This is a genomic window from Paraglaciecola sp. 20A4 (assembly GCF_011378905.1).
Lineage (GTDB): Bacteria > Pseudomonadota > Gammaproteobacteria > Enterobacterales > Alteromonadaceae > Paraglaciecola.
In genome coordinates this window covers 43,251-58,274 of sequence record NZ_WTPY01000002.1, presented here as the reverse complement: position 1 = coordinate 58,274, position 15,024 = coordinate 43,251, and the positions used below count along the sequence as shown (strand labels likewise).

The window sequence follows — 15,024 nt, the reverse complement described above, 5'->3', positions numbered from 1 at the left end:
TGATTGGCGACAATATAATTTATGGTCGTACAGTAGGGTCGACCGCGCTTTTGTGACCTTTGAAGTAGCAATATAGAGAGTTTAGTTAGTATGTTGGTGTTATTTTGAAAATAGCTTTTTTTTTGGCTTTTATGTTGTGCTGCTTTTGTGCCGAAACGAAAGCGCAAAGCGTATTAGTTCCGCACTTTTCAACATCAGAAATAACGCACAATGATATTAGCACTGAGCTAGCGTACTTAAGTGTAGGTAGCGCTCAAATTCCTAACTATCAAAGTACGTTGAAAGACTGGCTACATTCATTCAAAGATCGGAATATGAGTAGTCTATTTAAAGACCGATACGTTACCGTTTTCGAAATTTATAACGATACTCAAAACCAAAATTGGTTTCTTCATCCCAACGGTTCAGTTGTCGAGACGTTACAAATATCTGTTTATAAGAGTAACAATGCAGCCCTGACAACACTATCTGGACTAGACCATGAAAATAGTTACCCGTTACATTATGGCAGTCATATAACCATACAACCTGGTGAAACAGTTACAGTGTTAATGTTATTCAGCAGTGACTTTTTCTTTGCACCGATGAAGATAACGCTACAAACTCAAGATCATATGAAGCATATTGTAGCTATTCATAATGTCACCTTATTTATCTGCTTTGGAATATGCTTAGCGCTGGGTTTATACAACCTATTCATTTTTATTGTAATGCGTGACAATCAATATCTTTATTACGCACTATCAACTTTGTTTTATGCCAGTGCGTGGGCTGCTCTTTTCGGCGTATTTGAGTATTTAAATCTATTTAGCACTAAAATTTGGCTAATGCCCGGATTTTTACTCGGCTCGGCGTTTTCCGCATTTTTTCAAATTGCATTTTTCCGCCTAAATATTACATCAAAACGTACGATGTACCTGCTATTGGTAGTTGGGTGCCTTTGCTTACTGCTACTACCGCTGGCATTTTATAGTCAAGCTATGGGTTTAATAGCCGTATCCATAATGAGTACAGCCGTTTTATTGATCGGTCTAATTGTGGGTATTGTTGCATGGAAACAAGGTTATAAACCGGCGCGTTATTTTGTATTTGCCCTAATTTGTGTCATAGCGCCAAATATCGTCGGTAACTTATTAAATTTAAGAATATTGCCTGGTATTGGAAGCATAGATATCTATTTATTAGGCTTTGTAGGTATTGCTGCAGATTCCTTAATTTTGGCATTTGCCCTTGCTGAAAAGATGCGGCTAATAAATTTACGCAATATTCAACTCAAGTCTCAGCTTGAACAAGCCGTCGAGTTCCGCACTCAGGCCCTACGTGAAGCCAATCAGAATTTAGCTTTGTCTAATCGCAAGCTTGTTGAAGCTAATTCAGCTAAAGATCATTTTTTAGCCAATATGAGTCATGAGATCCGCACGCCTCTAACTTCCATCATGGGATATGCAGACGGTATATTACTCGGTGATATCGATAAAGCGGAGCAAGAGCGCGTAACAAATATTATTTATCAAAACGGCGCGCATTTACTGCATATTATTAATGATATTCTTGACCTCAGTAAAATTGATGCCAACAAACTCGACTTTGACGCCTCTCCGTGTCACTTGTTTTCCTTACTTGGGGAAATAGAATCCGTAGTGAGTAAAAGAGCAAAAGATAAAGGCTTACGTTTTCGCATAGATTATGCGTTTCCTCTGCCTGAACAGATTATTACCGACGCGACGCGACTCAAACAAATATTATTTAATTTAACGAATAACGCGTTGAAGTTTACGGATCACGGGCATATTCGTTTATATGTCAGTATTGTCGATTCGATGTTAGTAATTGAAGTAATCGATTCAGGAGAGGGGATCAGTCAAGGTAATTTACATAAGCTTTTTAATCCTTTTACTCAAGCCGATAGCGTAATCAATCGCCAAGTAGGAGGGACAGGTTTAGGACTGAGTATAGCGAAACGCTTAGCGCAAGGATTAGGGGGCGATATCAAAGCTAAAAGTCAGCCCGGTCAGGGTAGTACCTTTGCTATTACAGTTAAATTGGTTACCCCTAAGGATACACCTTGGTTAAGTACCGCTGAGGAAGCTGATCTTTCAAACATAAATCAAGTTGTTCATTCTCCCAAATTACCTCTTTTAGGTGCTTGTAAGGTGTTACTCGCAGATGATCACCCCAACAATCGAGAGCTAGTCGCCTTACTGCTAAAACGTATGAATATCGCGGTAACTGAAGTGGCAACAGGTCGTCAGGCATTAGACGTATTAAAGAATGAACAATTTAATTTGCTTCTACTTGATATTCATATGCCTGAGCTTGATGGTGTCGAAACCCTCAAATATATCCGTAAAATTGGAATTACTACGCCCGCTATAGCTTTGACCGCTAACACGATGAAACATGAAGTCGATCATTATTTACGAATTGGTTTTACCGATCACTTAGCCAAGCCCATTGAACGAAATATATTTGTTAATAAAGTCAGCCGCTACCTAAACTTGACGACTCCGGATAAGGTGAAAGTCGCTGACGACAAAATGCGACCGCTAATCAATGGGTACATTGCAGATTTACGCAAAGAACTGGCTAGCATAGAGAAAGCTTGGGTAAATAAAGATTTAAACGCGATCATTGAATCAATTCATAGAATAAAGGGCGCTGCTGGCTCATTTGGCTTAGCCAATATAAGCGACGTATTTAAAACTTTTGAAAGGCACATAGCGAAAAATGACGAGGTTGCATTAGAAAAAAGCATAACGAAAACACTAAAATACGCCTATATGTGCATTGGTCTGCCTGGAGTAGACGTCACTCAGGCAATCGTAAACTTTAATCAATCCTTTGAAACATATCTAGCACAATTGCCCACCGCTATTTCACGCAGTGAAGCTATGCTTGATGATATTCGTAAACTGAGCAAAAAAGGTGACACGCTTTTAGCGATACAAGTAGTTGCTTCTTTGCAGCAAGCCTTTACAGACAACGCTTGGACACACGCCAATGTCTACCTAGCACAGCTCTCGTGCGTACTTAACGAGGGTGAAAAAAACATAAATGTATATGAGCATGCCATTAAAACGATTCATAGTGCTCTTCAGAGACTATCAGAGGCCCTGAAGTAAAATATTAATCTACTGGTTACGTTTGGATACTAATAATTGAGTAGTGATGCCTTAGCGAGCATTTTACTGAACATACTAAACACAAAAAACCCGGCTTATAGCCGGGTTTCACATGAAACAATTTAGCATTTCAATTATTTGCGAAGTTTGCGAATCAATCGTAACTGCGCGATGGTTTCGGCAAGCTCTGCAGCAGCTTCTGCATATTCGAAATCAGCACTTGGATTTGCAATATGTTCTTCTAGACGTTTTTTCGCCTCCAAAACGGCTTGCTCATCTAAGTCTGACGCGCGTACTGCTGTATCAGCTAGTACTGATATGTGACCAGGTTGTACTTCAAGTACACCGCCAGCAACATAAATCAATTCTTCTTCGCCGAACTGCTTAACCACATTAACCATTCCAGCTTTTATGGTAGTAAGCAAAGGAGCATGACCATACTGAACACCAAGCTCACCTTCACTTCCGGTAACTTGAATGCTCTGTACGAGTCCAGAAAATATACTATCTTCTGCGCTTACCACGTTCAGTTGAATTGTCATTGCCATAAACCCTCCTAACAAAAAAAATCAAACGTATCCGAAGATACGCTTACATTTTTTTGGCTTTCTCAGATGCTTCTTCGATTGAACCAACCATATAGAAAGCTTGTTCAGGAAGGTGATCAAATTCGCCTTCAAGAATGCCTTTAAAGCCAGTGATGGTATCTTTCAAAGATACGTATTTACCAGGTGAACCAGTGAATACTTCTGCTACGAAGAAAGGCTGAGATAAGAAACGCTGAATTTTACGAGCACGTGAAACAGACAATCTATCTTCTTCAGATAGCTCATCCATGCCCAAAATAGCGATAATATCTTTAAGCTCTTTATAACGTTGAAGTACCGATTGAACGCCACGTGCAGTGTCATAATGCTCTTGACCAATAACAAGCGGATCAAGTTGACGTGATGTTGAATCAAGTGGGTCAACAGCAGGATAGATACCAAGAGAGGCGATATCACGTGATAATACAACCGTTGCATCTAAGTGAGCAAACGTTGTAGCAGGTGAGGGATCGGTCAAGTCATCCGCAGGTACGTATACCGCTTGAATAGACGTGATTGAACCAGTCTTAGTTGATGCGATACGCTCTTGAAGCACACCCATCTCTTCAGCCAATGTTGGCTGATAACCTACAGCAGATGGCATACGACCTAACAAAGCAGATACCTCAGTACCAGCAAGTGTATAACGGTAGATGTTATCTACGAAGAAAAGTACGTCACGACCTTCGTCACGGAATTTCTCAGCCATGGTTAAACCAGTTAACGCTACGCGTAAACGGTTTCCAGGAGGCTCATTCATCTGACCGTACACCAACGATACTTTATCAAGTACGTTAGATTCGTTCATTTCATGATAGAAATCGTTACCTTCACGAGTACGCTCACCAACACCAGCAAATACCGAATAACCGCTATGCTCGATAGCGATGTTACGGATAAGCTCCATCATATTTACGGTTTTACCAACACCAGCACCACCGAACAATCCAACTTTACCACCCTTAGCGAACGGACATACCAAGTCGATAACTTTGATGCCTGTTTCAAGTAGTTCAACTGAACTTGACTGTTCTTCATATGTAGGTGCAGCACGGTGAATAGACATACGTTCTTCTTCACCGATAGGGCCAGCTTCATCGATAGGGTTACCCAGTACATCCATGATGCGACCAAGTGTAGCCTTACCCACTGGAACCTGAATGGCTTCACCGCTGTTTTCAACAGCCAAGCCACGGCGCAAGCCGTCAGTAGAACCCATGGCGATTGTACGTACTACGCCACCACCTAGTTGCTGCTGTACTTCTAGGGTCAAACCTTGCAAATCACCTTGGGCAATACGCAATGCGTCATATATTTTTGGAACCGAATCTTGTGGAAATTCAATGTCCACAACGGCGCCAATGATTTGGACGACCTTACCTTGACTCATGTTAATTCCTCTTAAATTCTAAAACCTTTGCCTACACCGCTGCCGCGCCGCTTACAATCTCACTAATTTCTTGTGTGATTGCTGCTTGACGAGCTTTGTTGTATATCAGTTGTAAGTCATCAATTAAGTCACCTGCATTATCCGTGGCCGCTTTCATAGCGACCATACGAGCAGCTTGCTCGGAGGCAGCGTTTTCAACTACGCCTTGATATACTTGAGACTCAATATAACGAACCAATAATGTGTCCAAAATAGGTTTTGGATCCGGTTCGTATATATAATCCCAACGGTGCTTTAATGCTTTATCGTCAGATTTAGGCAAAGGTAACAATTGATCGATCAGTGGCTCTTGAGCCATGGTGTTTACAAACTTGTTGAACACCAAATACAGGCGGTCGATTTTACCTTCGTTGAAGGCCGTTAGCATAATACGTACTAAACCAATAACATCTTTCACACTTGGTGAATCACCAATGCCTGATTCAGCGGCCAACATATTGCCACCGAAACGGTTGAAAAATGCACATGATTTAGAACCCAGTGCTGCAAAATCAACATCTACACCTTGTTCTTGCCATTTTTTCGCTTCTTTCGTGACCTTCTTGAATTCGTTGGTGTTTAAACCACCACATAATCCACGGTCAGTAGAAATAACGATATAGCCGACACGCTTTATCTCACGGTCTTCTAAGTAAGGATGGCGATATTCAAGGTTAGCGTTAGCCAGGTGACCGATCACGTTTCGAATATTCTCAGCGTATGGACGACTTGCAGTCATACGGTCTTGCGCCTTTTTCATTTTAGACGCAGCAACCATTTCCATTGCACTGGTGATTTTCTGAGTATTTTTAATACTCCCGATCTTACCTTTTATCTCTTTACCGCTAGCCATAAATCTATCTCCGATTATTCAACGAATGCACTGTCCGCGAAGACAGTGCCATTGATTACCAAGTTTGAGTTGCTTTAAATTTCTCTAAAGCTTCAGCTAACATGGCTTCAATTTCAGCGTTGAAATTACCTGTATCGTTGATAGTTTTTATCAGCTCAGCGTATTCGCTGTTCATGTACGAGTGCAACGCCGCTTCAAAATCTAAGATTTTATCTAGCTCAACGTCTTTCAAGTAACCTTTCTCAACAGCGAACAATGAGAGAGCCATATCAGCCACTGAAAGTGGAGAATATTGGTTCTGCTTCATTAATTCCATTACACGCTCACCATGCTCAAGTTGAGCACGAGTCGCTTCGTCAAGGTCAGATGCGAATTGCGAGAATGCCGCTAATTCACGATACTGAGCAAGTGCTAGACGGATACCACCACCTAACTTCTTAACGATTTTAGTTTGTGCAGCACCACCAACACGAGATACTGAGATACCAGCATTAACCGCAGGACGAATACCTGAGTTAAACAAATCAGTTTCTAGGAAGATCTGACCATCGGTAATTGATATTACGTTGGTAGGTACGAATGCTGATACGTCACCAGCTTGGGTTTCGATAATAGGCAATGCGGTCAAAGAACCTGTTTTACCTTTTACTTCGCCGTTGGTGAACTTCTCTACGTAGTTTTCATTAACACGTGCAGCACGTTCTAGAAGACGTGAGTGCAAGTAGAAAACGTCACCAGGATAAGCTTCACGGCCTGGCGGACGACGTAGTAATAGTGAAATTTGACGATAAGCAACAGCTTGTTTAGACAGGTCATCGTATACGATTAACGCGTCTTCACCACGGTCACGGAAGTATTCACCCATAGTACAGCCAGAGTATGGTGCTAGGTATTGCAATGCCGCTGATTCAGAAGCAGATGCTGCAACAACAATGGTATGAGCCATTGCACCGTGTTCTTCAAGCTTACGCACTACGTTAGCAATCGTTGACGCTTTTTGGCCAATTGCTACATAAACACATTTAACGCCAGAGTCTTTTTGATTGATGATCGCATCGATGGCCAAAGCAGTTTTACCTGTTTGACGGTCACCGATAACCAATTCACGTTGTCCACGACCAACTGGGATCATGGCATCAACCGATTTATAACCGGTTTGAATAGGTTGATCTACCGACTGACGTTCAATAACGCCAGGGGCAATTTTTTCTACGGGTTCAAACCCATCAGCTTCAATTGCACCTTTACCATCGATTGGGGCACCAAGTGTGTTTACAACACGACCTAGTAAACCACGACCTACTGGTACTTCAAGGATACGACCTGATGAGGTTACCTTTGTGCCTTCTTGAAGGTCAGCGTAAGGGCCCATAACAACCGCACCTACAGAGTCACGCTCTAGGTTCAATGCGATAGCGTAGCGATTACCAGGAAGCTCAATCATTTCACCTTGCATTACATCTGCAAGGCCATGAATACGGATAATACCGTCGGTTACACCAACGATAGTTCCTTCGTTACGAGCTTCACTTACTACTTCAAACTGTTCAATTCGCTGTTTGATCAGTTCTGCAATTTCAGTGGAATTCAGTTGCATGCTCTTTTCCCCGTTATGCTTGTAACGCGTCTGTGAGACGGTTTAATTTACTTTTAACCGATCCATCAATCACTGTATCACCGGCTTTAATAACTACTCCGGCAATCAGCGTAGGGTCGACGCTACAATTAAGCTTAACTTTTCGTGCAAGACGCTTTTCAAGGGCTGCGCTAATATCGGCTTTTTGTTTAGCATTGAGTTCGCTTGCTGATATAACATCAGCATCGATCTCTTTGTCGAATTCAGCTTTGAATTCGTTAAACAAAACAGAGATTTCAGGAAGCGCTTGAAGACGTTTATTTTCAGCCAAAACCTTTACTAGGTTCTGACCATGTTGGTCGAGTTGCTCACCACAGACTTTATTAAAAATCTCTGCTAGCGAATCAGGCGCGACAGCCCCAGACATTAAGTTTTTAATGTCTGGATTGGCCGCGACTTGCGCTGCAAAGACCAGCATTTCTTGCCAGCCCGCGATAATTTTCTGCTCAACCGCATAATCGAACGCAGCTTTTGCGTAAGGGCGAGCAATGGTAGTCAATTCAGACATAGCTCAAATTCCCCTTATAGCTCGGCGACAAGTTTTGCAACTATGTCACTTTGCGCTGCTGCATCAATTTGACGCTCAAGAATTCTCTCAGCACCGGCAACAGCTAACGCTGCGACTTGCTTACGCAAATCTTCTTTTGCACGGTTACGCTCAGCTTCGATTTCAGCATGACCTTGAGCAATGATATTCTCACGCTCTTGGTGGGCACGTTGCGTTTCCTCATCAACAATTTGAGTACCACGCTTCTTAGCCTGCTCGATAATTCCAGCTGCTTGAGTTTTCGCCTCTTTTAACTGCTCAGTTGCTTTCTCCTGAGCTAGTTCTAGATCTTTTTCGCCACGTTCAGACGCAGCAAGACCGTCAGCAATTTTCTTTTGACGTTCTTCTATCGCGCCCATAATTGGGGGCCATACAAACTTCATGCAGAACCACACGAAGAAAATAAATGCTAGAAGTTCGCCAAATAGAGTGGCATTGATATTCAAAACCGCTCCTCCTATATTCGTTATTGTCTAGTTAGGTGCTTAAACAGCAAACTTCGCGCTTTCAACGAACAATAAGAAAAGAGCGATTGCTACACCGATCATTGCGATTGCATCGATAAGACCAGCAACAATGAACATTTTAACTTGTAGTTGAGGCGCTAGCTCAGGTTGACGAGCTGCAGACTCTAGAAATTTACCACCTAGTAGTCCAAAACCAATCGCTGGGCCCAATGCGCATAGTCCTATCAAAATACCAACTGCGATATAAAGATTACCTAAGATTTCCATAGATTTTCACCTTTGTGTTTAAGTTAATGTTAAAAGAATAAAACGTTGTAAAACTAGTGTTCTTCACTTGCTAAGCTTAAATACACGATGGTTAACATCATGAATATAAACGCTTGTAATGGAATAATTAACAAGTGAAATGCTGCCCATAAGAAGTGAATTGGCAACTGCCAAACGCCTAGGGTTCCTGCAATAAGAATAAATATCAGCTCGCCGGCATATAAGTTACCGAACAAACGTAATGATAAGGACAATGGCTTAGCGACCAAAGATACCGTCTCAAGAATAAAGTTAAACCAGTACAACCAAGGCGTATTAAACGGGTGAGCATAAAGCTCTTTCAAAAAGCCGCCAACACCTTTGATTTTTATCGAATAAAAAATCATAAGTGCGAATACACCTAAAGACAATGCAAAGGTCATGTTTACGTCAGTGGTTGGTACGACCTTCATGTAAGTATGAGATTGGCCAGCGGCAATCACATCCATAGACTCGCCTGCTATCAAGGAAGCCAAAACAGGAAGAAAATCTACCGGTATTAAATCCATCAAGTTCATCAGCAATACCCATACAAAAATGGTTAAGGCTAAAGGTGCGATTAATTTACTTTTACCGTGATAGGTACTTTTCACTGTGTCGTCAACAAACTCAACGATCAGTTCAACACATGCTTGCCATTTGCCTGGCACGCCTGCGCTTGCTTTTTTCGCCACAGCGCGAAAGCTCAAAATAAAGACTAATCCCAGTACCACCGACCAAGCTAAAGTATCGACGTGAAAGGTCCAGAAACCTTCGCCAACAGTTGCATTGGTTAAATGGTGCTGAATATAACCACTAATGGTTTGTTCGCCAGCAGATCCTGCCATTTTGCCACCCAAGTATGTAAAGTTAAAAAATTTGTATTAGTCTCGTTATTCTCTAACGCGACCTAAAAATAATATTGCTGGCCATTGACTCACTAAGGTCACTACATAACTCAACAACAATGGTAGCGGCTGCACGTCGTTCCATTGATAAACCACAATAAAAAAAATGATAGTGGTGAAAAATTTGAGTTTTGAGCCTTTATTAAACTGTTGCACTACCAGTTTATTTTTACTGGCGCCAGCATATCTAAAAGCAAAATAGGCGAATATGACGCCGGGCAACATACAAATAAGACCACCCAACAGAGATGATATAGCCGAGTTATGACCAAAAAATACCGCGAAAAATACACTCAGGACGATAATAACAATCACTTGGCAATAAAAAATACGTTTTGCCAACGCTCGACCCGATGCGGTTAAACTCGCTATCAACTTATTCCTCTACTTGCTGATACCTTCAAAAGCGCCGAAAGTATACTTATCTGCGACGAATTTACAACTGAAAAGGGTATTTCGTCTGCCTATTTGTAACATTACTTTATGTGCGACAAAATTCCGTCTAATTCGTCTAAACTAGAAAAATTGATAACGACTTTCCCTTTGCCTTTAGCGTTATGGGCAATTTGCACTGGTGCGCCTAAATTTTGCGCGAGTTTATCTTGCAAACGCTCAACATCAGGATCAATTTTTTTATCTACTTTAGGGCTAGCTGGTTCAAGAAATTTACGTACTAAATTTTCGGTATCACGAACGGTTAACCCCTTACCAGACACTATATGTGCCGCTTCTAACTGTGAATCACCGTCAAGACCAAGCAGTGCTCTAGCGTGGCCCATCTCAATATCTCCGTGTTCTAGTAATAACTTTACATCTTCATGGAGATTATTTAAGCGCATTAGATTAGTCACTGTAGTGCGTGACTTACCAACAGCGCTAGCAACTTCTTGGTGAGTTAATTCAAATTCATTCATCAGACGCTCAAGTGCTTGGGCCTCTTCCATAGCATTTAGATCTTCACGCTGAATATTCTCAATCAACGCAATTGCAACAGCGGCTTCATCTGGTACATCTTTGATTAAACAGGGAACGGTTTCTAAAGCTGCAAGTTGAGATGCTCTCCAACGTCGCTCACCCGCAATAATTTCGAATTCGTTGTTGCCAACCTTGCGTACAATAATCGGCTGAAGAACACCCTGAGAACGAATAGAAGACGCCAAATCTTCAAGTGCGTCAGGCGACATATCTTTACGAGGTTGATATTTACCAGGTTTGAGAAACTCGATGGCTAGGTGTTGTAATTCGCTGTCGTTATGCTGAATTTGCTGACCTTCAGCATTACGCGATGCCTGGCTCGTCGCCAATAATGCATCTAAACCTCGCCCTAATCCTCTTTTTTTCACTGACATGTATTTCTCTATTCAACCGGTATTAATATTGAGTTAACTAACTTTGCCGACGGTTTCTTTTTTACTACGTCGTAGTATTTCACCAGCAAGTGCCAAGTAAGCTTTAGATCCTGTAGAAGAGCGATCATAGTACATTGCTGGCGTACCGAAGCTAGGTGCTTCAGCCAAACGAACATTACGTGGTATTACTGTACGGTATACTTGTTCACCAAAGTGACGCTTAAGCTGCTCTGATACGTCATTAGCGAGGCGATTACGTGGATCGTACATGGTACGTAAGACCCCTTCAATTGTTAATGCTGGATTGACCACTGAAGCCAATTTTTTGATGGTGTCCATTAATGCTGTCAATCCTTCAAGTGCGTAGTATTCACACTGCATCGGCACCAACACCGAATCTGCGGCAGCCATCGCATTGACCGTCAATTGATTTAGCGAAGGTGGGCAATCAATAAAAATAAAATCATAGTAATCTCGTACAGGTGCTAACGCGTTACGCAAACGCAGTTCCCGTGCGAACACTTCCATCAACTTAATTTCAGCGGCAGTCACATCAGCATTAGCGGCAATAAGATCGTATTTACCGGTAGTTTCTGAAATAACGACATCTTTGAAGGGCTTTTCTTCGATCAATAATTCGTAACAAGTATTAGGTGCATCGTACTTGTCAACACCGCTTCCCATGGTGGCGTTACCTTGCGGATCTAAATCGATCAATAAGACTTTACGCTTGGTAGCTGCCATTGAAGCAGCTACATTCACCGCAGTAGTAGTTTTACCTACGCCACCTTTCTGATTGGCAATTGCAATGACTCTTCCCAAAATAGTATTCCAGTCGTATATATTGTGTATCGGTTACACATAACAGATACACGTATTGAAAAAATTATCTAGCAGAAGATAAAGCTTTTGCCGCTAAAAGGGAATGCTCGATTAAGACTTAACAATCTTAATTAAATGTCTTTCGCCGTCTAATTCGGGTACTTGTAATTGAATAATATTCGCTACCGTAAAGCCTGCAAGTAATTCATCTATCTCTTGTTGGGGTAATTGACCTTTAAGAGCAATAAATGAACCCTTTTCATCGATTAAGTGCTGACACCAATTCAACATATCGTTCAACGAAGCAAAAGCGCGGCTTAGTACACCATTTAACTGATGGGGACTAACAAAGTCTTCAACTCTTGATTGAACGGGCATAATATTATCAATCTTAAGCTCATAAGCCACTTGTTTCATAAACCGAACGCGTTTACCTAAGCTATCTAGCAAGATGAAGTGTGTGTCGGGAAGCATGATCGCTAACGGGATCCCAGGTAAACCTGGACCCGTGCCTACATCGATGTAATGGCTTTGATTCAAATGGCTAGCGACCACAATTGAATCCATAATATGTTTTAACAACATTGATTCTACATCGCGCACTGACGTCAGATTATAAGCTTTATTCCATTTTTGTAATAGCTGTACAAAACCCACTAACTTACGTATCTGGATCTCACTAACCTGCAAGTCAGTTTTGCTTACGTGGCCTACTAATAAATTAACTAAATATTCGGTATTGTCTGACATTAGGCCGTTTTACGCTCTGACTTTCTTAGGAGGCCATGCTTTTTTAAGTAAACCAAAAGCAATGAAATAGCCGCTGGGGTTATACCTGATATACGTGATGCTTTACCTAACGTTTCTGGTCTGGCATCGCTAAGTTTAGCGACCACTTCATTTGATAATCCTGAAATTTGACCATAATTAAAGTCAATCGGGATCAAGGTATTTTCATTTTTACGTGATTTAGCGATCTCATCTTGCTGGCGCTCAATATAACCGGCGTATTTGATCTGTATTTCAACCTGTTCTGCCGCTTTAGGATCCGTTAACCCAGGACCAAAATCCGTCACCTTCATCAAGGTATTATAGGTCATTTCAGGTCGTCGAATTAGATCTTCTAAAGTGTTTTCCTTGCTTAGAGGATTCTTCAATAGCGGATTAAGCGCTTCTGCCGATGCGTGTTTCGGATAAACCCAAGTATCCCGTAAACGTTGACGTTCTAGCTCAATCGCTTCAAGCTTAATGTTGAACGCTTGCCACCGTTCTTCGTCAACCAAACCCAATGCATGACCTTTAGCTGTTAAGCGAATATCAGCGTTGTCTTCACGAAGTAACAGACGGTATTCAGCTCGACTGGTAAACATACGATAGGGTTCTTTCGTGCCCATGGTAGCTAGATCGTCGATCAATACTCCCATATAAGCCTCGTCTCGACGTAAGATCAGTGGATCTTTACCTTTAGCTTGCAGGGAAGCGTTGGCTCCAGCCACTAAACCTTGTGCCCCAGCTTCTTCATAGCCTGTAGTACCATTGATCTGACCAGCGAAGAAGAGTCCCTTAATAAATTTTGTTTCTAAGGTTTGCTTTAGATCCCTAGGATCGAAGAAATCATATTCGATCGCATAACCCGGACGTATAATATGCGCATTTTCAAAGCCCTTGATAGAACGTACTAGGGCAAATTGAACATCAAAAGGCAAGCTAGTCGAAATCCCATTAGGGTAGACTTCAATGCTGTTTAAACCTTCAGGTTCAACAAATATCTGATGAGAATCTTTATCGGCAAAACGATTAATTTTATCTTCGATGGACGGGCAATAACGCGGACCAATACCTTCAATTACCCCAGTGTACATTGGCGATCTATCTAAGCCTCCTCGAATAATATCGTGGGTTTTGCTATTGGTATGTGTGATGTAACAAGCAATTTGTTGAGGATGATCTTCTACTTTGCCCATAAAGGAAAATACTGGAGTAGGGGTGTCTCCAAGTTGCTCTTGCATCACACTGTAATCAAGTGTTCTAGCATCTAAACGGGCTGGTGTACCTGTTTTTAAACGAGAAACACGAAAAGGCAATGCACGTAAGCGATCAGCTAACGCAATCGAGGGAGGATCTCCTGCGCGTCCACCTTTATAATTTTCCATTCCAATATGGATCGTACCACCTAGGAACGTACCAACGGTGATGACAACTGTCTTGGCACGGAATTTTAAACCCATTTGAGTTATTACGCCGGTGACTCTTTCGTTGTCTACAATCAGATCATCACAAGATTGCTGAAAAATGGTCAGGTTGTCTTGGTGTTCAATTACATTTCGAATTTCTGATCGATATAATGATCTATCCGCTTGCGCTCGTGTAGCCCGGACCGCTGGCCCTTTACTGGAATTCAAAGTACGAAATTGGATCCCGCCTTTGTCGATAGCTTTTGCCATCGTACCGCCTAGCGCATCGATTTCTTTAACTAAATGCCCTTTGCCAATCCCACCAATTGCTGGGTTACATGACATCTGACCTAAGGTTTCGATGTTGTGAGTCAGTAATAATGTTTTTGAGCCCATACGTGCTGCCGCAAGGGCTGCTTCTGTGCCTGCATGACCTCCACCAACTACGATTACATCAAACTCATCTTGATAAAACATTTCAAACCTCTTCAATCATGTATATCCCAAAAAAGGGGGACATATTCTATATGTTATTTAGCATAAGTTAAATGCTTAAAATTCATTCAGAAGATCGGTACGATCTTTACTAATCTTTATAAGATCTATTTAGATCTTTACTTATTGTTATTATTATTAAGCAGCGAAGGATCGGTGTGTAAGTCAATTAAATACTTAAATATCAGTGAATTACGAGCTTAGTTTTGTTGTGATCATCCGTTGATCTGTTTTGTATAGCTTGGGGGTAAGTAGCGATCTTATCCACAGGGGGATCTTGGTCAATTATTATCAAGTGGATATGTAACGATTATACAGTAGTTATACAGCATATTGTCCACATTAAAGGA

Annotated in this window: 14 protein-coding genes; 1 reads left to right on the top strand and 13 read right to left on the bottom strand. The window is 41.6% G+C overall.

Annotated elements, in window-relative coordinates:
• The first annotated feature begins 104 nt into the window (after positions 1-104).
• Positions 105-3,122 (top strand): 7TM diverse intracellular signaling domain-containing protein, encoded by a 3,018-nt coding sequence (locus GQS54_RS02730; RefSeq protein ID WP_240919810.1) that lies wholly within the window; start codon positions 105-107, stop codon positions 3,120-3,122.
• Between the two features lie 134 nt (positions 3,123-3,256).
• On the opposite strand, the gene GQS54_RS02725 is transcribed toward GQS54_RS02730, so the two are convergent.
• From GQS54_RS02725 to mnmG, 13 genes are all read right to left on the bottom strand, one after another.
• Positions 3,257-3,670 carry a F0F1 ATP synthase subunit epsilon gene (locus GQS54_RS02725; RefSeq protein ID WP_158772057.1) on the bottom strand — a complete coding sequence of 138 codons (414 nt, stop codon included), beginning with the start codon at positions 3,668-3,670 and terminating at the stop codon, positions 3,257-3,259.
• A 43-nt stretch (positions 3,671-3,713) separates the two neighbouring features.
• A complete protein-coding gene (gene atpD / locus GQS54_RS02720) occupies positions 3,714-5,099 on the bottom strand; it encodes a F0F1 ATP synthase subunit beta (protein WP_158772058.1) in 1,386 nt (461 codons plus the stop codon).
• Positions 5,100-5,130: 31 nt separating this feature from the next.
• Positions 5,131-5,991: a F0F1 ATP synthase subunit gamma gene (gene atpG, locus GQS54_RS02715; RefSeq protein WP_158772059.1), complete on the bottom strand. Its 861-nt coding sequence runs from the start codon at positions 5,989-5,991 to the stop codon at positions 5,131-5,133.
• A 55-nt stretch (positions 5,992-6,046) separates the two neighbouring features.
• Positions 6,047-7,588 carry a F0F1 ATP synthase subunit alpha gene (atpA, locus tag GQS54_RS02710; protein ID WP_166422480.1) on the bottom strand — a complete coding sequence of 514 codons (1,542 nt, stop codon included), beginning with the start codon at positions 7,586-7,588 and terminating at the stop codon, positions 6,047-6,049.
• A gap of 13 nt (positions 7,589-7,601) precedes the next feature.
• Positions 7,602-8,135, bottom strand: a complete 534-nt coding sequence (atpH, locus tag GQS54_RS02705; RefSeq protein WP_166422479.1) for a F0F1 ATP synthase subunit delta — start codon at positions 8,133-8,135, stop codon at positions 7,602-7,604.
• Positions 8,136-8,149: 14 nt separating this feature from the next.
• Entirely contained in the window at positions 8,150-8,620 is a 471-nt protein-coding gene (gene atpF / locus GQS54_RS02700) for a F0F1 ATP synthase subunit B (RefSeq protein ID WP_166422478.1), read from the bottom strand.
• 39 nt (positions 8,621-8,659) lie between these two features.
• Complete coding sequence (atpE, locus tag GQS54_RS02695) at positions 8,660-8,908, bottom strand: F0F1 ATP synthase subunit C (protein WP_006994918.1); 249 nt, start codon at positions 8,906-8,908, stop codon at positions 8,660-8,662.
• Between the two features lie 53 nt (positions 8,909-8,961).
• Positions 8,962-9,774, bottom strand: coding sequence for a F0F1 ATP synthase subunit A (gene atpB, locus GQS54_RS02690; RefSeq protein WP_166422477.1), 813 nt, complete (start codon positions 9,772-9,774; stop codon positions 8,962-8,964).
• A 45-nt stretch (positions 9,775-9,819) separates the two neighbouring features.
• A complete protein-coding gene (locus tag GQS54_RS02685) occupies positions 9,820-10,209 on the bottom strand; it encodes an ATP synthase subunit I (RefSeq protein ID WP_166422476.1) in 390 nt (129 codons plus the stop codon).
• A 101-nt stretch (positions 10,210-10,310) separates the two neighbouring features.
• A complete protein-coding gene (locus tag GQS54_RS02680) occupies positions 10,311-11,183 on the bottom strand; it encodes a ParB/RepB/Spo0J family partition protein (protein WP_166422475.1) in 873 nt (290 codons plus the stop codon).
• Positions 11,184-11,216: 33 nt separating this feature from the next.
• Positions 11,217-12,005, bottom strand: coding sequence for a ParA family protein (locus tag GQS54_RS02675; RefSeq protein WP_166422474.1), 789 nt, complete (start codon positions 12,003-12,005; stop codon positions 11,217-11,219).
• 111 nt (positions 12,006-12,116) lie between these two features.
• Positions 12,117-12,755 carry a 16S rRNA (guanine(527)-N(7))-methyltransferase RsmG gene (rsmG, locus tag GQS54_RS02670; protein ID WP_166422473.1) on the bottom strand — a complete coding sequence of 213 codons (639 nt, stop codon included), beginning with the start codon at positions 12,753-12,755 and terminating at the stop codon, positions 12,117-12,119.
• A complete protein-coding gene (mnmG, locus tag GQS54_RS02665) occupies positions 12,755-14,656 on the bottom strand; it encodes a tRNA uridine-5-carboxymethylaminomethyl(34) synthesis enzyme MnmG (RefSeq protein ID WP_166422472.1) in 1,902 nt (633 codons plus the stop codon). Before mnmG ends, rsmG begins: the two co-directional genes overlap by 1 nt.
• Positions 14,657-15,024: the final 368 nt, after the last annotated feature.

Excerpts from the sequence above, each read along its gene's own strand:
- GQS54_RS02725 (WP_158772057.1), bottom strand. The coding sequence starts at position 3,670 with ATGGCAATGACAATTCAACTGAACGTGGTAAGCGCAGAAGATAGTATA.
- atpD (WP_158772058.1), bottom strand. The coding sequence starts at position 5,099 with ATGAGTCAAGGTAAGGTCGTCCAAATCATTGGCGCCGTTGTGGACATT.
- atpG (WP_158772059.1), bottom strand. The coding sequence starts at position 5,991 with ATGGCTAGCGGTAAAGAGATAAAAGGTAAGATCGGGAGTATTAAAAAT.
- atpA (WP_166422480.1), bottom strand. The coding sequence starts at position 7,588 with ATGCAACTGAATTCCACTGAAATTGCAGAACTGATCAAACAGCGAATT.
- atpH (WP_166422479.1), bottom strand. The coding sequence starts at position 8,135 with ATGTCTGAATTGACTACCATTGCTCGCCCTTACGCAAAAGCTGCGTTC.
- atpE (WP_006994918.1), bottom strand. The coding sequence starts at position 8,908 with ATGGAAATCTTAGGTAATCTTTATATCGCAGTTGGTATTTTGATAGGA.
- atpB (WP_166422477.1), bottom strand. The coding sequence starts at position 9,774 with ATGGCAGGATCTGCTGGCGAACAAACCATTAGTGGTTATATTCAGCAC.
- GQS54_RS02680 (WP_166422475.1), bottom strand. The coding sequence starts at position 11,183 with ATGTCAGTGAAAAAAAGAGGATTAGGGCGAGGTTTAGATGCATTATTG.
- rsmG (WP_166422473.1), bottom strand. The coding sequence starts at position 12,755 with ATGTCAGACAATACCGAATATTTAGTTAATTTATTAGTAGGCCACGTA.
- mnmG (WP_166422472.1), bottom strand. The coding sequence starts at position 14,656 with ATGTTTTATCAAGATGAGTTTGATGTAATCGTAGTTGGTGGAGGTCAT.